A 25,310-nucleotide genomic window follows, 5' to 3' on the forward strand; every position below is an offset into this window, starting at 1 on the left:
ATCAATGTTGCCACCAGGATTGCCGGAAAATATTGATCAAAAACAACAATAGCCGCCTGGAATTATTTGGCCAGCGTTCCCGCCACGCGCAACTCGGTGTGACCGAAATCCATCATCTTCCAGCGCCCGCCCCAGGTCAGTCCGACCGACTGCGCCACCTCGCCGTAGAGCCGGTAGCCCCGCATGGCCCACGGATCTTTTTCCGAAATCACCAGCTTGCCGTCGCGCAGGAAGGCGCAGTCGGCCGCCAGGCCGAACTGGTGATAGCTCTGGAACGCGCGCGCATTGGTGACAGCGGGGCCGGCCGCCGCCAGCGCGTTTTGCCGCTCGGGGCTGCGGTAACCTTCGAGGATCGCCATGTCGTAGCCGTGCTGTTGCTTCATGATGCGGAACACCACCAGCAGCCGCCGCGAAAAATCGGCATCGAGCAGTTGCCAGTTGCGATTCGCGCCGTCGAGCATGGGGCGCACCAGCGTCACCTCGGCAGTGGTAAACACTGGCGGTGGCAGCGCGGCCGGCGCCGCCAGCCGCTCGCCCTTGAGCAGCTGCGCCACCTGCTCGTTGGTCACGCGGTGGTCTTCGTAGCCGCCCAACATGGTCGGGCTGCTGAGCACCAGCGCCAGCAGCGGCGGCACCGTCACCAGCACCGCTGCGGCCAGCAGCAAGGGCCAGCGCCGCCACAGCAAGCGCGCCCCGTTTGCCACCCCATCGCGCGCGCCGCGTCCCAGCGTACCGGCTTGCAGCACGCCGTGGGCGGCGCGGCGGCGCACGCCATGTTCGAGGCGACCGGCCACGCCGGCCACCGACTGCGCCAGCAGCGCCCGTCCGGCGGGAAACAGCAGCAGCCACGCACCGGCGCAAACCGCGACAAAAAACATCAGCATGGAAAAGAGAAACATGGTGCGCTCCATCAAGACCGGGGCGCGCTGCCGGATGGACACTGGCAGGCGGCCGCAACACTTCATGGTATGCCGCCCAGCAAGTCGCGTGAAAGACCAGATCAAACCCGGGAGAAAAATGTGGACACCTCCAAGCAGATGCCGAGCCTGATGGGCGCGGCGCACGGCGCGGCCGATGGCAACCGGCGCATCCTGGCGCAACTCGAATACGGCCCCAAAGCCGGCAGCCGCGCCACCGTTCCTGCCCGCGCCTGGAGCTTCGATGGCTGGACCGTGGGACTGGTGCTGCTGTTGCTGATGCTGGGCGGCCTGGCCTGGCTGATGCACGAGGAGACCATCACGCCGGTGACTTTCAAGCGCCACGCGGAGGGCAGCCGGCATGTCAAGGCAGCGGCGGCGCAGGACACAGTAGAGGCGGCAGCAAAGATTGCGGAGAATGTCGCGAATGCAGCGGCAGGGACGACGATGACGGCGACAGCGGTGGATGTGATGCCGGCGGCAAGGGCAGCGGCGGCGGACGTCATGTCTGCGGCGGCGGCGCCGATGCCAGCGGCTGGGGCAGCGCCAGCGGCAGCCGACGCGGCCATCATCATCAACCAGCCACGCCTGGCTGTCTCCGCCCCTTTCGGCACGTTTGCGGCGCCAGCGGCCTCGACGCCACCGGGGCAGCGAAACATGGCATCCGCTTCAACCGGAACGGCCATCAAGATCGACAAGGCTGCCATGGCCGCCGACAAGGCAGCCCCCCACAAAAGCATCGTCGCCGCGCGCGGCAACCCAGCACCGGTGGCGCTCAACACGCGCCCTGGCGCCCGCCCGGCAGCACCGGCCAACAGCGACACCGACGTCACCCTGCTGACCGCACTGGTGGCCCATGCGAACAAGCGGGCCAGCGTGGCGCCCGAACCGAGCCGTGATGTGGTCGAGCGCGTGGACGGCGTATCCACCGCCGACCTGCTGGCGCGCTGTAAGCAGCTGGGCCTGATGGAAGGCATGTTGTGCCGCTCGCGCATCTGCTCCGGCGGTTGGGAATCGGACCCGGCCTGCCGCGTACCTTCGAACTAGGCTTATGCTTTTTCCATCTAACCGTCTCTGTTTTTATTCGTTCTGGTTTATAAAACCCCGCCGTATATTGACCTCCATGTTGTCTATCGCCACCAAGCGCATCGAGGTTATCCATGTCTGTAGAAGCAATCGCCACCGTCCTGCCTGAAGAACTTGCCACCATCAAGGCAGCGGCACAATCCTCCAATTTACCGTATGCCGGCGGCGTGCCGCCCGCGCTGGCCTGGGCGCTGTTCAGCAGCGGCCGCGCGCAGCTGATCGACGTGCGCACCGGCGAAGAACGCAAGTTCGTCGGCCACGTTGCCGACAGCGGCCACGTGGCCTGGGCCACCGGCACCGCCCTCACCCGCAACCCGCGCTTCGTGCGCGAACTCGAAAACAAGATCGGCGGCAAGGATGCCGTCGCCCTGCTGCTGTGCCGCAGTGGCAAGCGCTCGGTGCTCGCTGCCGAAGCGGCCGCCAAGGCCGGGTTCACCCATGTCTTCAATGTGCTCGAAGGCTTCGAAGGCGAGCTCGATGAGCACCAGCAGCGCGGCAAGGCGGACGGCTGGCGCTTCCACCAACTTCCCTGGATCCAGGACTAATAAAATGGGTACCTTCGATATCACCGGTGTAGTGCAGTCGCTGCACGAAGTGCGGCACCAATGGCGGCACACGCAGCGCCGCAACAGCGAAGCGGGCAACCGCGAATTCCCGTCGCGCGATGCGCTGGGCGCGATCATCGACAGCCTGAAAGGCGTGCTGTTCCCGATGCGGCTGGGACCACCCGACCTGCGCCAGGAAAGCGAAGATTTTCATGTCGCCCATGCGCTCGACGGCGCCCTGCACGCGCTGCTCAAGCAGGTGCGGCGCGAGCTGGCCTACAACGCGCATCTCGGCCAGCTGGCGGACAGCGACGGCGTGCGCGATCTCGACCAGCAGGCGCTGACCGCCACCCGCGACTTTGCCGCCGCCCTGCCCGCCATCCGCGCCCTGCTCGACAGCGACGTACTGGCCGCCTACCAGGGCGATCCGGCCGCGCGCAGCGTCGATGAAGTACTGCTGTGCTATCCGGGCGTGCTGGCCATGATCCATTACCGGCTGGCGCACCAGCTGTATGGCCTGGGCCTGCCGCTGCTGGCGCGCATCATCGCCGAACTGGCGCACGGCGCCACCGGCATCGACATCCACCCCGGCGCCCACATCGGCCCCGGCTTCTTCATCGACCACGGCACCGGCGTGGTGATCGGCGAGACCGCCGTGATCGGCGCCCGGGTGCGGGTGTACCAGGCTGTCACGCTCGGCGCCAAGCGCTTCCCGACCGACGCCGAGGGCAAGCTGCAAAAAGGCTTGCCGCGCCATCCGGTCGTCGAAGACGACGTGGTGATCTATGCCGGCGCCACCATCCTGGGCCGCATCACGCTGGGCAAGGGCGCTGTCATCGGCGGCAATGTCTGGCTCACCCACGACGTGCCGGCGGGCGGTCGCATCGCCCAGGCCGAATCGCGCTCGGGGGCGCTGGCCAAAGGCATCGGCGCATCATGAGTGCCGATGCCGGACCGGGTTCGCTGGTGCACAACTTCGGCGCCGGCGTGCGCGCGTTGCGCCTCGCGCGCGGCTGGTCGCAGGAGCGGCTGGCCGAGAACTCCAACCTCAATCGTTCGTACATCGGCGAGATAGAACGCGGCAGCGTGATCGCCTCGCTGGTGACACTGGAAAAGCTGGCGGCCGCGCTCAAGCTCACACCGGCCGCGCTGCTGGACCGCAGCGTGCGGGCCGATGCCAACGGCCCCGGTTGATGGCTATAGCATGTTGAGCGGTCCCGCTCCAGCACGCACACTGATGCAAGTCACATCATTAAATCAAAGGAACCTCAAATGACGGCAACTGTAGGCGGCACCACGGCGCTGGGCGACAACGCAGCACGGCAATTAGCCAACGCAACCAAGACTGCACCGCAGCTCGAAACCATCAGTCCACGCTGGCTCACGCACCTGCTGCAATGGGTGCCGGTGGAAGCAGGCATTTATCGCCTCAACAAGGTCAAGAATCCGGAAGCGATCAAGGTCACCTGCACCGCCCGCGAGCAGGAGAACCAACTGCCGCGCACCTACGTCGATTACGAAGAAAATCCGCGCGAGTACTTCCTCAATGCCGTCTCGACCATCCTTGACGTGCACACCCGCGTTTCCGACTTGTACAGCAGCCCGCACGACCAGATCAAGGAGCAGCTGCGCCTGACCATCGAGACCATCAAGGAAAACCAGGAAAGCGAACTGATCAACAATCCGGACTACGGCCTGCTGGCGCAAGTGACCGACGAGCAGCGCATCTTCCCGCTCACCGGCGCGCCCACCCCGGACGACCTCGACGAACTGCTGACCAAGGTCTGGAAAGAGCCGGCCTTCTTCCTTACCCACCCGCTGGCGATTGCCGCCTTCGGCCGCGAAGCGACCCGCCGCGGCACGCCGCCGCCGACCATCAGCCTGTTCGGTTCGCAGTTCATCACCTGGCGCGGCATTCCCCTGATCCCGTCCGACAAGGTGCCGGTGGCCGATGGCAAATCGAAGATCATCCTGCTGCGCGTGGGCGACAAGCGGCAAGGCGTGGTCGGCCTGTTCCAGCCTGGCCTGCCGGGCGAACAAAGTCCGGGCCTGTCGGTGCGCTTCATGGGCATCAACAACCACGCGATTTCGTCGTACCTGATTTCGCTGTACTGCTCGCTCGCGGTGCTGACCTCCGACGCGCTGGCCGTGCTGGACGACGTCGAAATCGGCAAATACCACGACTACCCTGACACCTACAAGTAAGCCGCGCCGTGAGCATCCTGACGCCCCCCTCCTCCCTCCCGGCCAGCGCGCCGGCCAATGTGCCGGAACCGACGGGCGCGCCCTTCGATCCGCCCGTGCTGGCGCGGCTGGCGAACGAGCTGTTTGCAGCGTCGCCGTTTGCTTCGCGGTTGACTTTGCCGTTTTCAGCACCTGGCTCGATATCCGGTTCGGCGCCTGGCGCGGCGCCGGGTTTGTCGCCATCGTCAGCGTCATCGCCGGCATATCCGTCTGCGCCATCATCGGCATCTCTGTCGCCGCCATCGCAGGTGCAGCAATTTGCACCGACGGCAGCGCGGCAGTTTTCCGCGCCCGGCGTACAGGCGCCCGCCAACATCGCGCCGGCCGGCTCGCCCCTGGCCAGCCCCGCCGGCTTCGGTCCGGCAGTACCGGGCACGCCGATCCCGCAAGGACAGATCCCCGGCACCAACCTGATCCCGGCCTCGCCTACCCAGGTACTGTCGCTGGTCAACCGCGCGCCGGCGCTGCTGCCGTCCGCGCAAGCGGGCAACGGCGTGCCGGACAAGGCGCTCGGCGCGATACCCGCGTACGAGCCACGCGTGGGCGGCGCGCTGCTCGGCGTGCCGCAGGCGTTTGGGAACACGCCTGGTAATGCCGGTGCGGCTGGCGTGCCTGTTGCGCCAGCAGCGCAGCAGTACCCGGCTGCGCCTTTCGCAGACACTGGCGCCTACTACTTCCTGAGCGACCGCCACGGCCAGCCCGGCGCCACCGCGCACGACCACCGGAACGCCGTCGTACCAGGAGCATCGAGCACACCGGGCACCCCAGCGCCCGCGCCGCAGTACTATTTTGTCGATGCCGTCACCCTGCCCAGCGGCTTCGTCACGCCTGCCAAGCCGGCGCCACATGGCGCCGTGCCGCTGGCCGGCAGCGACCGCCATCCGCCGTTCGATGTGCACGCGGTGCGGCGCGATTTTCCGATCTTGCAGGAGCGCGTCAATGGCCGCCAGCTGGTGTGGTTCGACAACGCCGCCACTACCCACAAGCCGCAATCGGTGATCGACCGCATCAGCTACTTCTACGAGCACGAAAATTCCAACATCCACCGCGCCGCGCATGCGCTGGCGGCGCGCGCGACCGACGCCTACGAAGGCGCGCGCGAGCGGGTGCGGCGCTTCCTCAACGCGCCCGATGTGAACGAGGTCATTTTCGTGCGCGGCACCACCGAGGCCATCAACCTCGTGGCCAAGAGCTGGGGCGGGCAGCACGTGGGCGAAGGCGACGAGATCATCGTCTCCAACCTCGAACACCACGCCAACATCGTGCCGTGGCAACAGCTCGCTGCCGCCAAGGGCGCCACGCTGCGCGTGATCCCGGTCGATGACAGCGGCCAAGTGCTGCTCGACGAATACCGCAAGCTGCTGAACGACCGCACCAGGATCGTCGCCGTCACGCAGGTCTCGAATGCGCTTGGCACCGTGGTGCCGGTCAAGGAGATCGTGGAACTGGCGCACCGCGCGGGGGCCAAGGCGCTGGTCGATGGCGCGCAATCGGTGTCGCATATGCGCATCGACGTGCAGGACATCGGCGCCGACTTCTTCGTGTTCTCGGGCCACAAGCTGTTCGGTCCGACCGGCATCGGCGTGGTGTGGGGCAAGCGCGAGGTCCTGGAAGACATGCCGCCATGGCAGGGCGGCGGCAATATGATCGCCGATGTCACGTTCGAGAAGACCGTGTTCCAGCCGATTCCGAACAAGTTCGAAGCTGGTACCGGCAACATCGCCGACGCGGTGGGCCTCGGCGCCGCCATCGACTACATCGACAGGATCGGCATCGAAAACATCGCCCGCTACGAGCACGAACTGCTCGACTACGGCACCCGCAGGCTGCGCGACATCCCCGGCGTGCGCCTGATCGGCACGGCGGCGGACAAGGCCAGCGTGATGTCGTTCGTACTGGCAGGCTACACGACAGAGGAAGTGGGCAAGGCGCTCAACGAAGAAGGCATCGCCGTGCGCACCGGCCACCACTGCGCGCAGCCGATCCTGCGCCGGTTCGGCGTGGAGACCACGGTACGGCCGTCGCTGGCGTTCTACAACACCTACGACGAAATCGACCGTTTGATCACAGTAGTCCGACGGCTGGCAGGAGAGCGGCGCAACGGCTGACGCAGCATCTGCCCGGCAGTTGTCCATGAAAGCCTCGTGCGCTGCATGAGGCTTTTTTTCGTTGAAATGGTTTGACATGCTGACACCTGTCAGATATTGTTGACACATGAAATCAAAACACCTTACTGGCGATCAGCTGCTGGCGGCGCTGGCGGCGCTGTCCAACCCGCACCGTTTGCGGGTGGTGGCGGCGCTGGCCGCAGGCGGGCGCAATTACGTGAGCCAGCTGGCGCGGGAGTTGAACATCAGCCGGCCCTTGCTGCATTTGCATTTGCAGAAGCTGGAAGACGCCGGGTTGGTAACGAGCCAGCTGGAATTGTCGGACGATGGCAAGGCGCTCAATTTTTTCGACGTCGCGCCATTCGCCATCGACCTGTCGCCGGCCATGATCAGTACCGCAGTCGCCACCCTGACCAACAATCCTGAAAAATAGAGGCAACCATGTCTGAACCGATTTACCTGACGACCCTCGGCATCTTCTTCGGCACGATCCTGATGATCTTCCTGATCCGCTCGCAGACCATCGTCAAGAAGGCGCGACTGCAAGCCGACAGCGAAGAGTCTTACCGCCTGCTGGCCGAACGCGCGGTCGCCGCCGAAGAAGCCACCGCCGCTGCCCTGGCCGACCTGAAAATCCGCATCGTCGCGATTGAAAAAGTGCTGAAAGACGTCGAGTAATCCAACCTGCCAGAATGGGAGTAGCGCCATGCCACACGTATCGCTGTTTCGTTTGTATTCGCTGAGAGCTGTGTATTTGATCATCGCGCTGGGACTGGCGCTGGTCGTGTGGCCGGGCGTGCTGCGCCACGCCGAACCGTGGGGTTTGTCGCAGGGGGTGGTCAAGTGCATGCTGACGGCCTTCAGCCTGCTGTGCATCATCGGCATCCGCTATCCCTTGCAGATGTTGCCGGTGCTGCTGTGGGAAATGACGTGGAAGTCGCTGTGGCTGCTGCTGGTCGCCCTGCCCGCCTGGCAAAGCGGCACCATGGACGACACCATCATCGCCACCGCCTTCGAATGCGCGGTGGCCATCATCATCCCGATTGCGATGCCGTGGGGATATGTGTTCGACCAGCATATTCGCAAGCGTGGTGACCGGTGGGGTGCGGCTGCGGCTTGAGTTGGCGGCGGTCATAAAATATCCAAAAAGGATATCGGTATCTCTTTTGAGATACAATGTCGTGACAGGAGGATCTCATGGCAACCAATACTTCAATGCTCCATGTCCGCATCGACGAAAACATCAAAGCCCAGGCGAATGAGGCATTGGCGTCGATGGGGCTGACCATGGCCGACGCCGTACGGCTGTTTCTGCACCGCGTCGTGGCGGATCAAGCCTTCCCGCTGGAACTGAAAGTGCCGAACGCGGCCACGCGCGCTGCAATGAGTGAAGCCCGTGCCATCATGGCAGAACGTCGGGCCCGCTTTACCAATGCTGATGAGCTGTTAGCTGATCTTGAAAAAGACAGCGGCCAGTAAGCGGGCAGCAATGCCACGGGCATCGGATTACGCCAAGACCTTCAAAGAGGATTGGATCCGGCTGTCGCATTCGGGCCGCTACGATCTCAATCGCCTGAAGCAAGCAATGCTCCTGCTGATCGCTCACGATGCGCCGCTACCGGCGGAATGGCTCGATCACGCGTTAAAAGGCGAATGGAGTGATCACCGGGAATGCCATATCGGCGGTGATTTCTTGCTGATCTATCGCGAGGAGGCCGATAGCGTCGTCTTCGTTCGTGCCGGTACACATGCCGAGCTGTTTGCCGATTAAACCGGTACTTATTCAACATTGCTCGCGTAATTGATTGAGAGCAATTTCGCGACAGCTCCACTCGGCGACAATGGCCATCCGTCCATTACAAACGGATTATCGTCATGTTCGCGACACTCGCTCAGGCCATCAAATCCAGGTGGCTAAGACTAATCACCTACTCGGGCGCCAAGCGTCTCTCCTGGTTTGCCTTGATACTGGTGTTTGCGCTCGATGGATTTACTCTTACCCTGATGTTCAAGGGGCTGACCGATGCTGAAGAGTTGGTGAACTATCCCAGCTCACACGTGTCGAACGATTGCACGTCCCTGTCATTCAACCTCCTGCGCAGCAGCACCGCTGAGCAGATCGCCACCTTGGCATCGGCTGCCGAAGGGGTAGGTCAGCAGACTCGACAAAATCATGACCTCCACCAGATAAATCAGATCTTATTGCCGATTTGCGTCCAGATCCAGGAAAAAATGCTGGTGACTATCGGCACGCCGCCGATCATTCGTCTTGCTGAGCACCTGAAGCAAATCGACGAGCAAATCAGCAGGGCTAACGAGGAAAGCCGCAAAATCAAGGAAAGCTACAGCACCGCGCTGCTGGAAAAGATAGCTGATCAAAAACGCGAAGAGTCGATACTTCCGGTTGAAGCAGGCAAGATAAAGAGCACTGTAGACTATCTGACGTCCCGACTCGCGATGCTGGAGCAACGGCACGCCGAAGTAAGTAGCGAAATAGTCAACCATCCCAACGTTCTCGCCTATTTCGTCTATTTGAAGTCGCTGCCTATCGACAGCGAATTTGCGAAAGAAGCCGAGCGCTATGAACGGCAGGTCTTCTGGTATCCGCTGAAAGTGGTAGCCGCGCAAGTCGGGTTCATGGTTCCGCTATTGCTGATGACGATCTTCTGGAATGCGCGCGCCATCAGGAAAAGCCAGGAAACCAGCATCCTGATTTCCGCCCATCTGATCCTGGTATGTACGATCCCCATATTGCTGCGCCTGCTGTACTTTATCGGTGATCTGTTGCCCCAAGAACTACTGTACCGGCTACTCTACGTGCTGCAAGAATGGAAACTCAGCTTTCTCTGGTATTACCTTGCGATTGCCGCGAGCGTGGCCGGCGGCTTGTTCCTGGTCTACCTGGCCCAGCGTAGCTTGTTTACTGCAGCGCGCCAACGCCTGACGCGGTTGCGCAAGACGCAGTGCCGGTCATGCGGCGAAAAGCTGCGATTGGTCGATCAAGCCTGCTGCGAGATGTGCGGCGCCAGTCAGCGCGCGCCATGCGATGCCTGCGGCCAGCCGCGCCAGCTGCTGGCCTTCCATTGCAACCACTGTGGTACTGCAACGCCTGCGCCAACCTAGTAACTTCGGCAGGCGACAAGCTGCTGCATACTCTGCTCCGAATTCAGGCAGCCCTGCTGTCCAGCATCGGCACCAATAACCAGCGCATCCACGACAGCAAGGGTGAGATGCTGCGTGGGCTGATAAGGCTTGAATATAAGCCCCAAAGCAAAAAGCCCAACCGGTAAAGGCTGGGCTTTTTGATGCTGCGTATTCTGGCTCCCCGACCTGGACTCGAACCAGGGACCTGCGGATTAACAGTCCGTCGCTCTACCAACTGAGCTATCAGGGAAAAGAGGCCGCATTATATACGGCCATCTGTCAGCTGTCTACGCTGAACGGCGAATTTTAGAAATTGCCGCGGAACTGCACGCCGAACTGGCGTGGCTCGTTCACGAAACCGGTGCGGTTGTTGAAGTCGATGCCACCGATGATGCGCGCGGTGTTGGTGATGTTGCGGCCGAACGCTGCCACTTCATACTTGCCGCCATCCCAGTTGTAGCCGACGCGCACGCCGCCTTCCACCATCGACTTGCCGGTGAACTCTTTCGACTCGTACAGGAAGAAGTTGATCTTGCTGCGGTAAGCCCAGTCGGTCAGCACGAACAGGTTGCCGTTTTCCAGCGCCCAGTTGTAGCGGGCGGTGGCGTTGACGGTGTACTTCGGCGCCTGTGGCAGTGCGTTGCCGTCGATGCGGGCGAAGCCGTTGGCATCGACAGGGTCCGTCACGGTGCAACGGCTGGCGTTGCAAGTAGCCACGCGCAGCGACGGGTCCTTGATCTCGGTAAAGTTGTACGAACCGCCTGCAGTCACCTTGAAGGCCGGGGTGATGAAGGCTTCGAAATCGGCTTCCACGCCGCGGCCCTTGGTCTTGGCCGCGTTGATCAGCTGGTTGGCATTGGACAGGCCGCCCACCACGGTCAGCTGCTGGTTCTTGACTTCGTAGTTGTAGATGCTGAAGTTGGCGCGGGCGCGACGGTTGAACAGGTCGGCCTTGATACCGGCTTCATACGAGGTGATGGTTTCCGCATCGGCCACGGTGATCGGCACGGCTGCCGATGCGGCTGCGATACTTGGCGCGCGGAAGCCGGTCGCCACGCGGGCGTAGGCGTTCACGTCCGGATTGATCTTGTAGGTCAGGCTGGCATCCCAGTTGGCCTTGCTCTTGTCGGCGTCGGCCGTGCTTGGACCCGTTTGTGGCACGTTGATGTTAGTAACGGTGCGGAAGTCCTTCTTGTCGTTGGTGTAACGCACGCCGCCACGCAGGACCAGGTCGCTGCTCAGGTCGTAAGTCAACGAGCCGAAGATAGCCTTGGCGGTGTTGTTCTGGTGGCTCACCAGGTGCGAGGTGCGGGCGCCGGCAGTGTCGAAGTTGTCGGTCAGGCCTTCGGCGCTTTCCTTGAACCAGTACACACCGGTCTGCCAGTTCAGGGGACCGGCGTTTTTCGATTCGACGCGGAATTCCTGGCTGTACTGCTTCAGGTAGCTCAGGCCACCGGCGGTTTCAACCTGGAACGGCACGCCCGGCTGGTTCGGATAGCCGCCGTCGATGTCGCCACGGGACAGGTAGTCGTCCACGCCTTCGTAGCCGGTGATCGAAAACAGCTTGACCGCACCGAGGTCCCACGACAGGCGCACGTTGGCGCCGTTGGTGCGCAGGTGCTGGCCGTTCTGGGCATTGGTGCCGATCTTGGTGAAGTCGTAGCCGTCGGCGAAGTCGTTGCTGCCCTGGCGGATCAGGTTAGCACGGAACAGGCGCGCGCTGCCGGTGGTCGTACGCGAGTGCACATTGAACAGCGCGTTGAAGGTGGTGCTCGGCTTGTACAGGAACTGCACGCGCTCGGCGTGTTCGTTGTAGCCTTCCAGCGAATCCTTGGCGCCGGTAAAGGTGTTGTCCACGAAATCGTCGCGGTGCTGGCGCAGCGTCGATACGCGCATTGCCCATTCCTTCGACAGCGGCACGTTGGCAGCGCCTTCGAGGTTGATGGTGTTGTGGGTTGCTACGGACAGGCTGTAATAGCCTTCCACTTTGTCGAGGTTCGGCTTGGCCGATTCGAACTTGACCACGCCGGCCGGGGTGTTGCGGCCGAACAGCGTGCCTTGCGGGCCGCGCAGCACTTCCACGCCGGCCAGGTCGAACATCGGGAAACCTTTCAGGATGCCGTTTTCTTGCACCACGTCGTCATAGATCAGCGACACTGGTTGCGAGGCGAAGGCGTTGAAGTCGGTGTTGCCGTAGCCGCGGATGTAGAAGCGTGGGAAGGTACGGCCGTTCGACGATTCGATGTTCAGCGATGGCACTTTGCCTGCCAGCACGCGAATGTCCTGGCCGCCGGACAGCAGCACATCGAGGCGCTCGTCCTTGAGCATCGTCACCGATACCGGCACGTCCTTGATGTTTTCAGCGCGACGCTGGGCGGTTACCACGACGGTTTCCAGTTGCGGTTGGGTTGCAGTCTGGGCCATTGCGGCACCCATAGGCATAACGGCGCTCAGCGCCAGCAGGCGCTTGTGCATCTTGGACAGTTTGATCATTCGAAATTCCCGATTTAATTGGCTGGATAAAGAGTGCGAAACAGTGTCTCCTGTCTTCTCTTTTGTGGTCTGGCTTCCGGCTGATCATCTGTCGCGACCATGGCGGTTCAAGCGGGGCAACGCATCTTGAAGATGTCTAGAATGCACCCGCTTTGAGAAAGGCGGTATTTTCTTTCATTGATAGGTGGTATTGCAAGCCGAATATATGACCAGCTCGCTTAAGTGTTAGATATTCGGTACACGATATGTGTTTACAGAATATAAAAAGGCGCCCGGCTGTGCAGCGGGGCGCCTTTTGGCGAAAAATCAATACTGTTTATTTCGTTACCCCAGGTCCGTTGGGCGCGACTTTTTTCATGAAATCTTCACCGTGTGTGTGAAAAACACCACAGCTGTTACATGCCTAGCGAACGCAGCAGGTCGGAGTTGTCGTCGATGTCATCCACCGGGGCGGACTGGGAACCCTGGTTACCCTTGGCTCGTTCGGCATCCATCAGGGCGTCGGCATCGGTTTCTTCGTGGGTGTCGAAGTCGTGCAGGCGGATGAATTCGGTACGGTCGATCGCCAGTTCCAGGTAGAAGATGTTGTTCTTCTCGGTATAGAACGTCACGCGGCGGATTTCCGGACGGTCCAGCGGCGTATCGACGTTCAGCATCACCTGCTTGTTGAGCACCAGCATTTTCGGCTGGTTCTGGGTGATGTTGGTTTGCAGCTCGCGGCGGACCTTGCCGGTGAAGTCGCCGACGATCTGGTTCATCAGCTCGCCCATGATGTTGGACACTTCGTCCGACGTGTGGGCGGTGGCCAGTTCCGACTTCGGCATGCCCATGGTGAGCATGTAGCGCTCGTAGATTTCCATCGCGGTGGCGGCGCTGAAGTTGAGCACCACCAGGCCGGTAAAGCCGCCGTCGAACAGCACGAAGCAACCGATGTCCGGCTTCAGGCCGATCTTGGTAATGCGCTGCACCATGCCCGAATAGTTCACGCGGCTCTGCGTGGCCACGTTGATCACGCGCGATACGGAATCGCACAAGCTCTTCAGCACATCCTCGGTGCCGTAGACAACCGTTTCTTTCTCAAAACTCATGGTGAACCTCTGTGACCTTTTCAATTGTAAAAGCTGGGCGCAGGTGCGCGCTGCGCAACGACCGCGTCCCGAGTTAGAAGAATAACCAGATGCAAGATTCACGTCCACCGATACCTGCGATTTCATGAAACATTTGTGCCGAAATGCAAATTCTGTGAGCCATCCGCCTATGCCTCATAGCAGACCTTGTTCGTTTCAAATCGAATTTGATTTCCGGTAACATTCTCCGGCATTACCGCCACATCAAACATATCGAATCAACCATCAATCCCGGGGAACACCAATGAACAATTTCCGCTCACGATTACGGACGGCGTGCGCGCTGGCCGTGGCCGCCCTGCTGGCAGCCTGCGGCGCCGGCGATGGCGCCAACCGGCAACCGGCTGCCAAGACCGCCAGCTTCGCCGCCACCACGGTGCTGGCCGGAAACGATGCGCTGGTGCTGCCACTCGAAGTGCTGGGCAACGGTTCGCCGACCACGCCAGTGATCGCCGAAGCGCGGTTGGGCCTGGCCGCCGACAAGCTCGGCGCCGCGACACAATTGTGGTTCCAGTGCCACCGCTGCGGCTTCTACGGCGCGCCCGAATTCGAGGCCACCACCGCCCTGCCCGTCAAGATCAAGGCCAGCATGCGCATCCTTGGCGGCGCTGGCGACGACAGCAACGCGCCGTGGATCGACGTTACCGATGCCAACATGGTGCTGGCCGATGACGAGCGCCTGCATGGCGGCATCAACGGCGGCTTCTACACTACCCGCATCACCGTGCCGCTCGACGCGGCAGCCAGGGCGCGCCTGGTGGCGCTGCCCGGCATGAACCGCATCCAGTTCCGCTTCAACGGCACCGACGGCGAATCGAACGGCTACCGCATCCTCAACCTGCAATTGCAGGACGCCAGCGCGGCGCAGGTGGACACCACCACCGTGCAGCACTTCGATCCGCTGAGCGAGCGCGGCACTGGCAACCTGGCGCAAGCCGGCATCGATGCCGGCAAAGCCTTGTGGTACGCGCATGGCAACAACGCCAAGTCGGCCATCGTCACCCGCAAGCTGCAGGCCGCGTGCGCTTCGTGCCACGCCGACAATGGCCGCGACCTGCAGTACTTCAATTATTCAAACAATGCCATCGTCCAGCGCAGCCGCTTCCACGGCCTGTCCGACATGCAGGGTGCGCAGATCGCCGCCTTCCTGCGCGCATCGCTCAAGGACGTACCCTACGTGGCCAGGGCGCGACCATGGAATCCGCCATACCAGCCCGGCCCCGGCCTCGATTGCACTACCGCTGCTTGCGCTACCGAATGGTCGGCCGGCGCCGGCCTCGATGCGGTACTGACCAATCCGGCCGATGCCGTGAAAGCGCTGTTCGGCAAGCCTTTGAACGCGCCGCTGGCCCTCACCCAGGCCGACATCGACCGCGTGATGAATCCCGACGCCACCATGAACGTGCGCGAGACCGCGATCCCGATGCAGTTCCCCGACTGGAATGCCTGGCTACCCACCACCCATCCGCTCGACATCTGGCCCACGACTGCAGACGGCAGCGGCTTTACCAACGGCATCCAGCATCCGAACGAAGGCTGGCAAAATCCCAATGGCCGTTACCATGACCTGATCAACTGGTTCGAGCAGCACAAGAACCCCAACGGCAACCGCGCCGATTACAGCCACCTGATCCCGGACCTGCGGGTGCAGATCAATGCCATGATGACGTTTACCGGGTGGGACGCCTATAAATTCCTCGGCGGCGGACGCGGCAACCACATTGCCGACAACGGCCAGCAATACGGCGCCCAGCGCGGCGCGGCCTACCTGCAAACCCTGGCCAACAGCACCACCATGGCCGCCGCCAAGCCGCGCGACTTCACCACGAACGCCTTCATCGAACGCGCGGTGGCCAGCATGTTCCACTGGAATGTGGTCAAGCAGTGGGAACTGGCGCAGGACTACCAGCTCGAAGGCAACCAGACCTGGTTTATCGGCGACAAGGATAAAACCACCGGCCAGTGGAAGGGTCGCGGCGAGGCGCACGGCTGGCCGTTCCAGACCGTCAGCCTGTTCTTCCTGGCGCCGCACATGGTGTACCAGGAGGACAAGAACGCAGCGGGCAAGATCACGCGCGAATGGTATACGGCATGGGAGGCGGACAACATCGTCGGCTCCTACTACCGCAGCAACCAGTGGTACCAGTTGCAGATGACGGTCAATCCCGGGGGCCAGAGCGGCTGGGTGAACTACCCGATGGACTGGCCGTACCTGACCGCGTTCGACGAATACATCGGCGACCTCGTGGGCTCCGGCACACCGGCGGCGCGCGCACTGCAAAACAGCCACAACGTCCGCCTGCTGCAAGGACGCATCAAGGGCGCGCAATACGTCAACAACGCTATCCCGATCTGGGACCCGAACGGCCCCACCGGCTACGACAACGCCGCCCGCTACGGCCGCGCCCAGATCGTCAAGCACCTGGCCACCGCCAACTTCCTCGACAAGGCCACGCGCGAAGGCGTACAACCCTCGCGCTACCGCTTCCTCGACGAACTGCAGCCGGGCCTCTACCTGAAAACCGTGAACGGTGCGATCGGCCAGTTCAACGCGCTGTATACCCACCAGCCAGCAAGCGCCTGGCGCCGCTGCGACCCGGCCAACACCGAACTGGGCGAACCGGAAAACGTCGCCGGCTTCCGCTACTGCCTCGACCAGGCCAGGGCGCCGCTGGGCCAGTATCCGGACGGCGGCTACTACATGATCACCAACAACCTAGGCCAGGTGACCACCGAGCAGACCGAACAATACGGACTGTGGAAGGCAACGCAGATGGGGGCGGAGCCGGCGCGGTTGAAGGTGTGGCGGGATTGGACTGAGGCGGTTTGGCCGTGAGGTAAGCAAACTTCGGGGGAATAGTTACGCCCCCGAAGTTTTTTTTGGGGGCGGTAAACGAAAAAGGCCACGTTTCTCAACGTGGCCTTCTTGTATTCTGGCTCCCCGACCTGGACTCGAACCAGGGACCTGCGGATTAACAGTCCGTCGCTCTACCAACTGAGCTATCAGGGAATTGTGTCGCTTGGTACTACCCGATGCATGCTGCGAGCTCTGCATTCATCGGTTCACACAGCACCGCGGCGCTGTGTTGAAATTCTGGCTCCCCGACCTGGACTCGAACCAGGGACCTGCGGATTAACAGTCCGTCGCTCTACCAACTGAGCTATCAGGGAAAAGAGGCAACATTTTATACTGTTTGCCTTGCACTTTCAAGAAAGAATTCTTTCAGTGCAATTCTTAACGGTACGTCTTGTTGCCATCTCGAATCACGTTACCGCGATCCGAAGAAGCAAGATTTTAGAGTACTTTGGCGATGGCGTCAATAACGGTATCGATGTTGCGCGAGTTCAGTGCTGCCACGCAGATACGGCCCGTGTCCACGGCGTAAATCGATTGCTCGCGCAGCTTGCCGACCTGCTCCTTGGTCAGGCCCGAGTACGAGAACATGCCCACCTGGTCGCGCACGAAGTCGAAATCGTGCGACGGCGCCTTGGCTTTCAGCTTGGCGACAAACGCTTCGCGCATTTCCTTGATGCGTACGCGCATGCCGGCCAGCTCGTCTTCCCACAACTGGCGCAGTTCCGGCGTGGTCAGCACGGTGGCGACGACCTTGCCGCCATGGACCGGCGGGTTCGAGTAGTTGGTGCGCACCACGCGTTTAACTTGCGACATCAGGCGCGCAGCTTCTTCGCCGCTGGCGGCCACCACGCTCAGGGCGCCCACGCGCTCGCCGTACAGCGAGAACGACTTCGAGAACGAGTTCGAGACCAGCAGCGGGCCGCCGGCGTCGGCAAAGCGGCGCACGACGGCGCCGTCTTCTGCGATGCCCGCGCCAAAGCCCTGGTAGGCCATGTCGAGGAACGGCACCAGGCCGCCGGTGGTCACGGCTGCAATCACTTCATCCCACTGGGCGGATGTCAGGTCGGCGCCGGTCGGGTTGTGGCAGCACGCGTGCAGCAGCACGATCGAGCCGGCAGGCATGGCCTTGATGTCGGCGATCATGCCGGCGAAGTTGACGCCGTGGGTGCCTGGGTCGTAGTAGCTGTAGTTGTTGACGGTGAAGCCGGCGCTTTCGAACAGCGCGCGGTGGTTTTCCCAGCTTGGGTCACTGATGTAGACCTGGGCATCGGGCGCGAAGCGCTTGAGGAAGTCGGCGCCGATTTTCAGGGCGCCGGTGCCGCCGATGGCTTGCACGGTAATCGCGCGCTTCTCTTGAATTACCGCGCTGTCGGCGCCAAATACCAGCTCTTGCACCGCCTTGTCGTAGGCAGCCAGGCCTTCGATGGGCAGGTAGGTGCGCGGCGCCGGCGCGGCGATCAGGATTTCCTCGGCCTTCTGTACGCAAGCCAACAGCGGCACCTTGCCATTGTCGTCATAGTAGACACCGACGCCAAGGTTGATCTTGGCCGGGTTCTGGTCGGCGTTGAAGGCTTCGGTGATACCCAGGATCGGGTCGCGTGGGGCCATGTCGATGGCGCTGAACAAGCTAGGATTCGTCATGATAAGATTGGATTCGATTTGAGCGGTTCGCAGTGGAAAATTTTGACAGCGCCCCTTACTAGTATCCGAAAATTAGGCCGCTGGCAGGCCGTCATTCTAACAAAGGTCTGATCAAGATGGCTGAATTACCCGTAATAGACACTTCTGCGGCAACCGTGGTCACCTTCCCCGACTCGCCCTACAAGCTGCACCAGCCGTTCCCGCCGGCCGGCGATCAGCCCACAGCGATCGACCAGCTGTGCGAGGGCATCAACGACGGCCTGTTCTTCCAGACCCTGCTCGGCGTGACCGGTTCCGGCAAAACCTACACCATGGCCAACGTGATTGCGCGCCAGGGCCGCCCTGCCATCGTCTTCGCACCCAACAAGACCCTGGCCGCGCAGCTGTACTCGGAGTTCAAGGAATTCTTCCCCGAGAACGCGGTCGAATACTTCGTCTCGTACTACGATTACTACCAGCCCGAAGCCTACGTGCCGCAGCGCGACCTGTTCATCGAAAAGGACTCGTCGATCAACGAGCATATCGAGCAGATGCGCCTGTCGTGCACCAAGTCGCTGATGGAGCGGCGCGACGTGGTGATCGTGGCCACCGTCTCGGCCATCTACGGTATCGGTAACCCCAACGAATACCACCAGATGATCCTGACGCTGCGCGCAAAAGACCGCGTCTCGCAGCGCGACATCATCGCGCGCCTGATCCAGATGCAGTACACGCGCAACGAAGTCGATTTCGGCCGCGGCACCTTCCGCGTGCGCGGCGACACGCTCGACATCTTCCCGGCCGAGAATGCCGACCTGGCCGTGCGCCTCGACCTGTTCGACGACCAGCTCGAATCGATCCAGCTGTTCGATCCGCTCACGGGCCGCGTAAAACAGAAGATCCCGCGCTTTACCGTCTATCCCGGCTCGCACTACGTCACGCCACGGTCGACCGTGCTGCGCGCGGTGGAGTCGATCAAGCTCGAATTGCGCGACCGCCTCGAATTCTTCCGCAACGAAAGCAAGCTCATTGAAGAGCAGCGCCTCGAGCAGCGCACCCGGTTCGATCTCGAAATGATGCAGGAAATCGGTTTTACCAAGGGCATCGAGAACTACTCGCGCCACCTGAGCGGCGCCATGCCGGGCGACCCGCCCCCTACCCTGGTCGATTACCTGCCCAAGGACGCGCTGATGTTCATGGACGAGTCGCACGTGCTGATCGGCCAGTTGAGCGCCATGTACAACGGCGACCGTTCGCGCAAGACCAACCTGGTGGACTACGGTTTCCGCCTGCCGTCCGCGCTCGACAACCGGCCATTGAAGTTCGAGGAATTCGAGCAGAAGATGCGCCAGACCGTGTTCGTCTCGGCCACCCCGGCCGAGTACGAAAAGACCCACGCCGACCAGGTGGTGGAACAGGTGGTGCGCCCCACCGGCCTGGTGGACCCGTTGATCATCGTGCGCCCGGCCAGCTCGCAGGTCGATGACCTGATGTCCGAGATCACCGACCGCGTGGCCAAGAACGAGCGGGTGCTGGTCACCACACTGACCAAGCGCATGTCCGAGCAGCTGACCGAGTACCTGAGCGACCATGGCATCAAGGTGCGCTACCTGCACAGCGATATCGAGACGGTGGAACGCGTGGAACTGCTGCGCGACCTGCGCCTGGGCACCTTCGACGTGCTGGTCGGGATCAACCTGCTGCGCGAGGGCCTGGACTTGCCCGAGGTGTCGCTGGTGGCGATCCTCGACGCCGACAAAGAGGGCTTCCTGCGCTCCGAGCGCTCGCTGATCCAGACCATCGGCCGCGCCGCCCGTAACCTCAACGGCGTGGCGCTGCTGTACGCCGACCGCATGACCGATTCGATGGAGCGCGCCATCGGCGAAACCGAACGCCGGCGCGCCAAGCAGATCGCCTTCAACACCGCCAACGGCATCGTGCCGCGCGGCGTGCAGAAGAAGATCAAGGACATGATCGACGGCGTGTTCAGCCCTTCGGAGGCGAAGGAAGAACTGGCGGTGGCGCAGGAATCTGCCAAGTACGAATCGATGAGCGAAAAACAGATCGCCAAGGAGATCAAGCGCCTCGAAAAAGCCATGGTCGATCACGCCAAGAACCTCGAATTCGAAAAAGCCGCGCAAGTGCGCGACCAGCTGCATGGACTCAAGAAGCAGCTGTTCGGCGCCCCGGGCGCGGATACGCTGCCGTCATAAAGGTTACACAATGAATCCAATTCTGAGTAGTGGCCCGCTGGGCATGCCCTGGGCCACCATGGACCCGTTTTTATTCTGCGTCCACCATGTCGACGGCTACCCGCAAGGTAACGGTCAGTATGGCCCGGCCACGCCGCTTTCCGGCCGCAACATCGGCCAGGATTTCGCCAATGTCGACGGCTGGAATATGTACCACGGCCAGCAGATACCGGGCTTCCCCGGCCACCCGCATCGCGGTTTCGAAACCGTGACTATCGTGCGGCGGGGCCTGATCGACCATGCCGATTCGCTGGGCGCCGCGGCGCGCTTCGGCGCCGGCGACGTGCAGTGGCTGACGGCCGGTCGCGGCATCGTCCATTCCGAGATGTTCCCTCTGTTGAAAACCGATGCCGACAACCCGCTCGAGCTGTTCCAGATCTGGCTCAACCTGCCCGCGCGCAGCAAGATGGTCGAACCGCATTTCACCATGCTGTGGTCCGAAGACGTGCCACGCCAGGTGGTGGCCGATGCTTCCGGCGCGCGCACCGACGTGCTGTGCGTCGCCGGCCAGTTGGCGGAATTAAAACCGCTGGCGCCCCCACCCGATTCGTGGGCAGCCGCCGACGACAGCGACGTGGCGATCTGGGTGATCACGATGGAACCGGGCGCCGAGTGGACCCTGCCGCCAACGCGCGGTGCGCAGACCAGGCGCGCGCTGTACTACTTTGACGGCGACGGCGCCACCATCGGCGGCCAGTCGATCGCAGCGCGCAGCGCCAACGACCTGCGCACCGACGCCCCGCTGCTGTTGAAGAACGGCGCCAAACCCGCGCAGTTCCTGGTCCTGCAAGGCCGCCCGATCGGTGAGCGCGTGGTGCAGGCCGGCCCGTTCGTGATGAACAGCGAACAGGAAATTCGCCAGGCCCACGCCGACTACCAGCAGACCGGTTTCGGCGGCTGGCCGTGGCCCGACATGGCGCCCGTCCATGGCGACGATCCTACCCGCTTTGCGCGTCACGTCGGTGGCCGGGTGGAGCGCCGGGAAGGCTGACTCTGTAGGGAACTCGAAAAACCTACTGCGCGGCCCGCTACCGCTCCGTTGCTCAGCGTACCTCGGTACGCCTGCGCTACTCGCGACGATAACGAACCGCTCGCTACGGTTTTTCGAGGTTCCCTATAGTCCCTGCACGAAGTTGGCGACCGCATCGAGCAACTGCGGCGCCACCGGCAGCTCATTGCTGCCGTACGACTTGACCTGCAAGGCCTGGTCGTCGCCGACGATTTTCAACAGGTGGTTCATGCCCTCGACGATCACCACCTTGGCGGCCGGCTGGGCCTTGGCCAGCGCTTCGGCATCGGCCACCTTCACCTGGATGTCGGACGTGCCCTGCACGATCAGCACCGGCATGGTCAAGGCGGCGATGGCGTCGCGCGGCTCGTGGCGCAGCGACGAAATCAGGTAAGGCTGCACCGACGGCCGGTACAACATCATCAGCTCAGGCGGCACCGCGTCCGCCAGCTTGCCCTCCTTGAGCGACGCCACGATGCGGGTGTGCTGCGCAAACTGTTCGGGCGCCAGGTGGGGTTTCAATTGCTCGTCGAGCACTTCATCGAGACCACGCCCTATGCCAGCAATCTCCACGCACCCATCGGCCGCGCCGCGCCGGCAGGCGCCTGCTGCGATCAGCGCGCCCTCGCTGTGCCCGGCCACCACCACCCTGGAGAAGCGCGGATCGGTTTTCAACTGGCGGATCCACGCTACCGCGTCGTTGACAAAATCGTCGAAGCGCAGATCAGCCTCGCTCCACTGCGGCGAGACGCTCGCTGCAATCAGCCGCTTGTCGTACCGCACCGAGGCAATGCCACGCGCCGCCAGCCCTTCGGCCACCATCTTCAAGCTGTCATTGGCGCCGGGCAGCGCGATGCTGTTGCCGTTGCGGTCGGTGGGGCCGGAGCCGGCGAGCAGCAGCACGACCGGAACCTTGCCGCTCTCCCCCGCCTTGGGCGCCAATTCCGTACCGCGCAGGGTGCCGCCACCGACATCGAGCGTCACTTCACGCGCCGCAAAGGGTAACGCAGGTGCGACCGGTATGACGGGCGCGGCGGGCGTGGCCCGTGTAAGGGCTGGCGCGGGCACGGCCGGCACAGTGGGTACAGCGGGCGCGGCGGATACAGTCGGCGCAGCGTGTACCGCAGCATTGGCCATCGAGCAGAACAGCAGCGTGCACAAAGGCAGCGTAATACGCATCAACGGACTCCTTGAAAGGGATGGAAAGGCGGCTCAGCTGGATTCAAGCGTACCCGCTTTTTCCAGCCGCTTGTAGCACGCCAGCGAATAGAGCGCCGCAACCGGCGCCCACCAGAACATCAGCAACAGCACCAGCCAACCCGGCGCGCCAGCCAGCACGCCGACCAGGCCCAGCACACCGCTGGCAACCATCAGCCTGGCACCGAGGCGATGAGTCGCATACCACACGCGGTCGCTGCTCAGGGTCCAGGGCGTGCGGATGCCGAGGCAGAAATTCTTGCGCACCTTGCCCAGCGGGTTGCCGACCAGGATCAGCACGATACACATCCCGGCTGGCACCGCGCCGTCCATCGGCACCTGGCCGCCGGTGGCGGCAATCAGCACCAGCAGGTGGACATACGCCAGCAGCACCACGACCACGCCGGTCGAATACAGCCAGGTGGACTCGAACGCGGTGACGCCGTAGCGGCGCGGTGACAGCCATGGCAGCGCCAGCCCGAGCAGTGCGACCAGCGTCATCAAGCCGGGACCCAGCAGCCACAGCATGGCGCGCGGGCCATGGCCATCGACTTCGCCGGCGGCATTCCAGTGCAACGGTATGTGCTCGGGCAACGCCGGGAAGTAATGCCAGGTGACGGCGCTGACCAGGACGATCAATACGAGGCAGATGGTAATGAAGCGGGTTTTCATTTTTTCCTCCCGGTGGGTTCGGTCAGGTCCATCATCCACGCGACGACGTCCTGCAGTACGGTGGTATTGAGGCTGTACCAGATGGTCTGCCCTTCGCGCCGGCGCGCGATCAGGTCGGCCTCCACCAGTACCGCGAAGTGGTGCGACATGGTCGGCTTGCTCGTGTCGAAACGCTCGGCCAGGTCGCCGGCCGTCATCTCGCCATCGCGCAGCAGCCGCAGGATCTCGCGCCGCGCAGGATCGGCAATCGCCTTGAACGCGCTATTGGTGGCACTCATGTTGAGATAAACATCTAATTAGATAATTATCTAAATATAGAGGAATGGGAACAAGCGGTCAAATAATTTCACTGACCGGTGGCCTGACGGGCGTCTGCACGCTACCGATGGAAGTCGATCTGGAAAGTGACAGGGCCGACTAAGGCAACCTCATGTTGAATGGCGGGTTCCACGATACCCGGCTGATCCGGCGTCAACAGAATCTCTTCCGGTTCGCGCCGTGCATCGGTGATCCGGTAGAGCAGGCTTCCTTCCAGAATGGTGATGCGGCCCCATACATCGGCAGCGGTGGTATGCGCGCGCTGCAAGGCTGCGGGTACGGTGTCCTGGGTAAATACAGGGGTGCTACGGTAGTGTGCGGCGCTGGAAGGTATGGTGTTCATGCGGTATCTCCTGAGGTTGAAATATGTTGCGCTTGCAAAATACGTTGGTTCAAGATTAGCTGATAGTGGCCCTTCGGACGATGCCGCCCCCCAACTAATGGTAGAGCTTGAGGGCCGTGCGGTTACAGGGCAAATATTAATTTTTCAAGTGCATTGACAGGTTTATTTTTAAAGATGTATTCTACCTACATGTTTTGTGATCCGGCCGATTACATGCCTTCTTCTAGCAATATCACACTGACGGGAGCAAAAAAATGAAAACAAGTGACCACATCGCATTGGACGACCACCATGCCGCCCGCAACATTTCTGATCGCATCGCATTGGGGATCACCCTGACGCTGCGCTTTTTCGCCGACACCTTCTTCGCTAAGCGCTACGGCAACCGCGCCATCGTGCTGGAGACCGTCGCCGCAGTACCGGGCATGGTTGGTGGAATGCTGGTCCACCTGCGCTGCCTGCGCTGGATGGTGGATGACAACAACTGGATCCGTACGCTGCTGGACGAGGCTGAAAATGAACGCATGCACTTGATGACATTCGTCGAGATCGCCAAGCCCAGCTGGTTTGAACGCGTCGTGATCCTGGTTGTTCAGGCCCTGTTTTTTATGTTCTTCTTCCTGCTTTACCTGGTCTCTGCCCGTACGGCCCACCGCCTGGTCGGCTATTTTGAGGAACAAGCGGTGGTGAGCTATACACTCTACCTTGAAGAGATCGATGCTGGACGGGTTGAGAACGTGCCGGCGCCAGCGATCGCCATCGCTTACTGGAACCTGCCTGCAAATGCCCGCTTGCGTGACGTGGTAGTGGAAGTGCGCAAGGATGAAATGGGTCACCGCAATGTGAACCACGGATACGCCGATGCACTTACTCCTGTCAGCATCGACCTCAAAGCATAATCTTCGTCCGCCAGACGGGTAAAAGCCGCACAAGTACAAGGATCAGCAATGGCATATCACGAACTCACTGCCGCATCGATAACGATGCTTGTCCATCAGTTTTATGACGATGTACGGGGCGACGCAGAGCTTTTCCCAATCTTCGAGGCTGCCATCGGCGCGGACTGGGCGCCGCATCTCGACCGCATGGTCGACTTCTGGGCGACGGTGATGTTGGGAACAAAAAGCTTCCAGGGGAATGTCTTCGGCAAACACATGCTGCTGCAAGGAGTCACCAGCGAACACTTTGTGCGCTGGCTTGCCAAATTCAAGGCGGTCAGCAGCCGTCTGTTCAGGCCGGAAATCGCAGCGCAATTCCACATGACCGCTGAGCGAATTGCAACTTCACTCGAGTATGGATTCTTCGGCGAAAAAGACTTCGCACCGCCAACTCTGCACCGTAGAAATAACCTGCCTGGAACATCGGTTATTTGATACCA

Annotated in this window: 25 protein-coding genes and 3 tRNA genes; 17 read left to right on the plus strand and 11 right to left on the minus strand. The window is 62.0% G+C overall.

From position 1 onward, the window contains the following. Nucleotides 1-62: 62 nt before the first annotated feature. Nucleotides 63-899 carry a M15 family metallopeptidase gene (locus tag SR858_RS18200; protein WP_019920419.1) on the minus strand — a complete coding sequence of 279 codons (837 nt, stop codon included), beginning with the start codon at nt 897-899 and terminating at the stop codon, nt 63-65. A gap of 120 nt (nt 900-1,019) precedes the next feature. Between SR858_RS18200 and SR858_RS18205 the strand changes: the two genes are divergently transcribed. From SR858_RS18205 to SR858_RS18260, 12 genes are all read left to right on the plus strand, one after another. Further along, on the plus strand, nt 1,020-1,964 hold the full coding sequence (locus SR858_RS18205; RefSeq protein ID WP_019920420.1) for a hypothetical protein: 945 nt from the start codon (nt 1,020-1,022) through the stop codon (nt 1,962-1,964). Between the two features lie 113 nt (nt 1,965-2,077). Then, nucleotides 2,078-2,548, plus strand: a complete 471-nt coding sequence (locus SR858_RS18210; RefSeq protein WP_019920421.1) for a rhodanese-like domain-containing protein — start codon at nt 2,078-2,080, stop codon at nt 2,546-2,548. A gap of 4 nt (nt 2,549-2,552) precedes the next feature. After that, nucleotides 2,553-3,488, plus strand: a complete 936-nt coding sequence (gene epsC, locus SR858_RS18215; protein WP_019920422.1) for a serine O-acetyltransferase EpsC — start codon at nt 2,553-2,555, stop codon at nt 3,486-3,488. Then, nucleotides 3,485-3,742 carry a helix-turn-helix domain-containing protein gene (locus SR858_RS18220; RefSeq protein WP_019920423.1) on the plus strand — a complete coding sequence of 86 codons (258 nt, stop codon included), beginning with the start codon at nt 3,485-3,487 and terminating at the stop codon, nt 3,740-3,742. Before epsC ends, SR858_RS18220 begins: the two co-directional genes overlap by 4 nt. A gap of 78 nt (nt 3,743-3,820) precedes the next feature. Further along, nucleotides 3,821-4,753: a family 2A encapsulin nanocompartment shell protein gene (locus SR858_RS18225; protein WP_019920424.1), complete on the plus strand. Its 933-nt coding sequence runs from the start codon at nt 3,821-3,823 to the stop codon at nt 4,751-4,753. Nucleotides 4,754-4,761: 8 nt separating this feature from the next. Further along, entirely contained in the window at nt 4,762-6,900 is a 2,139-nt protein-coding gene (locus SR858_RS18230) for a family 2A encapsulin nanocompartment cargo protein cysteine desulfurase (protein WP_026637019.1), read from the plus strand. Between the two features lie 106 nt (nt 6,901-7,006). Then, nucleotides 7,007-7,333, plus strand: coding sequence for an ArsR/SmtB family transcription factor (locus tag SR858_RS18235; RefSeq protein WP_019920426.1), 327 nt, complete (start codon nt 7,007-7,009; stop codon nt 7,331-7,333). A gap of 8 nt (nt 7,334-7,341) precedes the next feature. After that, the gene (locus SR858_RS18240) at nt 7,342-7,578 is read left to right on the plus strand and encodes a hypothetical protein (RefSeq protein WP_019920427.1); all 237 of its coding nucleotides are present in this window, start codon (nt 7,342-7,344) and stop codon (nt 7,576-7,578) included. A 70-nt stretch (nt 7,579-7,648) separates the two neighbouring features. After that, nucleotides 7,649-8,020 (plus strand): hypothetical protein, encoded by a 372-nt coding sequence (locus tag SR858_RS18245; protein WP_019920428.1) that lies wholly within the window; start codon nt 7,649-7,651, stop codon nt 8,018-8,020. Between the two features lie 77 nt (nt 8,021-8,097). Then, a complete protein-coding gene (locus tag SR858_RS18250) occupies nt 8,098-8,379 on the plus strand; it encodes a type II toxin-antitoxin system RelB/DinJ family antitoxin (RefSeq protein WP_084669797.1) in 282 nt (93 codons plus the stop codon). After that, nucleotides 8,351-8,671, plus strand: coding sequence for a type II toxin-antitoxin system YafQ family toxin (locus tag SR858_RS18255; protein ID WP_040377308.1), 321 nt, complete (start codon nt 8,351-8,353; stop codon nt 8,669-8,671). The genes SR858_RS18250 and SR858_RS18255 overlap by 29 nt, the downstream gene beginning before the upstream one ends. 104 nt (nt 8,672-8,775) lie before the next feature. Beyond that, complete coding sequence (locus SR858_RS18260; RefSeq protein ID WP_019920431.1) at nt 8,776-10,023, plus strand: zinc ribbon domain-containing protein; 1,248 nt, start codon at nt 8,776-8,778, stop codon at nt 10,021-10,023. Nucleotides 10,024-10,218: 195 nt separating this feature from the next. Here the strand turns inward: SR858_RS18260 and SR858_RS18265 are convergent. The 3 genes from SR858_RS18265 to SR858_RS18275 form a co-directional block, all read right to left on the minus strand. Beyond that, nucleotides 10,219-10,294: transfer RNA gene (locus tag SR858_RS18265), tRNA-Asn, on the minus strand. A gap of 56 nt (nt 10,295-10,350) precedes the next feature. After that, entirely contained in the window at nt 10,351-12,537 is a 2,187-nt protein-coding gene (locus tag SR858_RS18270) for a TonB-dependent receptor (RefSeq protein ID WP_019920433.1), read from the minus strand. A 395-nt stretch (nt 12,538-12,932) separates the two neighbouring features. Then, the gene (locus tag SR858_RS18275) at nt 12,933-13,625 is read right to left on the minus strand and encodes a DUF3334 family protein (RefSeq protein WP_019920434.1); all 693 of its coding nucleotides are present in this window, start codon (nt 13,623-13,625) and stop codon (nt 12,933-12,935) included. Nucleotides 13,626-13,908: 283 nt separating this feature from the next. Between SR858_RS18275 and SR858_RS18280 the strand changes: the two genes are divergently transcribed. Further along, the gene (locus SR858_RS18280; protein ID WP_019920435.1) at nt 13,909-16,500 is read left to right on the plus strand and encodes a hypothetical protein; all 2,592 of its coding nucleotides are present in this window, start codon (nt 13,909-13,911) and stop codon (nt 16,498-16,500) included. A gap of 98 nt (nt 16,501-16,598) precedes the next feature. Here the strand turns inward: SR858_RS18280 and SR858_RS18285 are convergent. The 3 genes from SR858_RS18285 to SR858_RS18295 form a co-directional block, all read right to left on the minus strand. After that, nucleotides 16,599-16,674: transfer RNA gene (locus SR858_RS18285), tRNA-Asn, on the minus strand. Nucleotides 16,675-16,759: 85 nt separating this feature from the next. Next, nucleotides 16,760-16,835 (minus strand) — tRNA-Asn (locus tag SR858_RS18290). A gap of 124 nt (nt 16,836-16,959) precedes the next feature. Then, the gene (locus SR858_RS18295) at nt 16,960-18,162 is read right to left on the minus strand and encodes an amino acid aminotransferase (protein ID WP_026637022.1); all 1,203 of its coding nucleotides are present in this window, start codon (nt 18,160-18,162) and stop codon (nt 16,960-16,962) included. Nucleotides 18,163-18,278: 116 nt separating this feature from the next. Here SR858_RS18295 and uvrB point away from each other — a divergent pair, with 116 nt between their 5' ends. Together uvrB and SR858_RS18305 are read left to right on the plus strand one after the other, a co-directional pair. Continuing rightward, entirely contained in the window at nt 18,279-20,354 is a 2,076-nt protein-coding gene (gene uvrB, locus SR858_RS18300) for an excinuclease ABC subunit UvrB (RefSeq protein WP_026637023.1), read from the plus strand. A gap of 10 nt (nt 20,355-20,364) precedes the next feature. Beyond that, on the plus strand, nt 20,365-21,384 hold the full coding sequence (locus tag SR858_RS18305; RefSeq protein ID WP_026637024.1) for a pirin family protein: 1,020 nt from the start codon (nt 20,365-20,367) through the stop codon (nt 21,382-21,384). A gap of 123 nt (nt 21,385-21,507) precedes the next feature. Here the strand turns inward: SR858_RS18305 and SR858_RS18310 are convergent, their stop codons facing one another. The 4 genes from SR858_RS18310 to SR858_RS18325 form a co-directional block, all read right to left on the minus strand. After that, complete coding sequence (locus SR858_RS18310) at nt 21,508-22,581, minus strand: alpha/beta hydrolase (RefSeq protein WP_322533707.1); 1,074 nt, start codon at nt 22,579-22,581, stop codon at nt 21,508-21,510. 33 nt (nt 22,582-22,614) lie between these two features. After that, nucleotides 22,615-23,271, minus strand: coding sequence for an SdpI family protein (locus SR858_RS18315; RefSeq protein WP_019920440.1), 657 nt, complete (start codon nt 23,269-23,271; stop codon nt 22,615-22,617). Then, on the minus strand, nt 23,268-23,549 hold the full coding sequence (locus SR858_RS18320; protein ID WP_019920441.1) for an autorepressor SdpR family transcription factor: 282 nt from the start codon (nt 23,547-23,549) through the stop codon (nt 23,268-23,270). The genes SR858_RS18315 and SR858_RS18320 overlap by 4 nt, the downstream gene beginning before the upstream one ends. Before the next feature lie 101 nt (nt 23,550-23,650). Beyond that, on the minus strand, nt 23,651-23,932 hold the full coding sequence (locus SR858_RS18325; RefSeq protein WP_019920442.1) for a DUF1971 domain-containing protein: 282 nt from the start codon (nt 23,930-23,932) through the stop codon (nt 23,651-23,653). 254 nt (nt 23,933-24,186) lie between these two features. Between SR858_RS18325 and SR858_RS18330 the strand changes: the two genes are divergently transcribed. Further along, the gene (locus tag SR858_RS18330) at nt 24,187-24,831 is read left to right on the plus strand and encodes an alternative oxidase (RefSeq protein WP_026637025.1); all 645 of its coding nucleotides are present in this window, start codon (nt 24,187-24,189) and stop codon (nt 24,829-24,831) included. Between the two features lie 48 nt (nt 24,832-24,879). Then, a complete protein-coding gene (locus SR858_RS18335) occupies nt 24,880-25,305 on the plus strand; it encodes a group III truncated hemoglobin (RefSeq protein WP_019920444.1) in 426 nt (141 codons plus the stop codon). The last annotated feature ends 5 nt before the right edge of the window (nt 25,306-25,310 follow it).

The organism is Duganella zoogloeoides, from assembly GCF_034479515.1.
Classification (GTDB): domain Bacteria; phylum Pseudomonadota; class Gammaproteobacteria; order Burkholderiales; family Burkholderiaceae_D; genus Rugamonas; species Rugamonas zoogloeoides.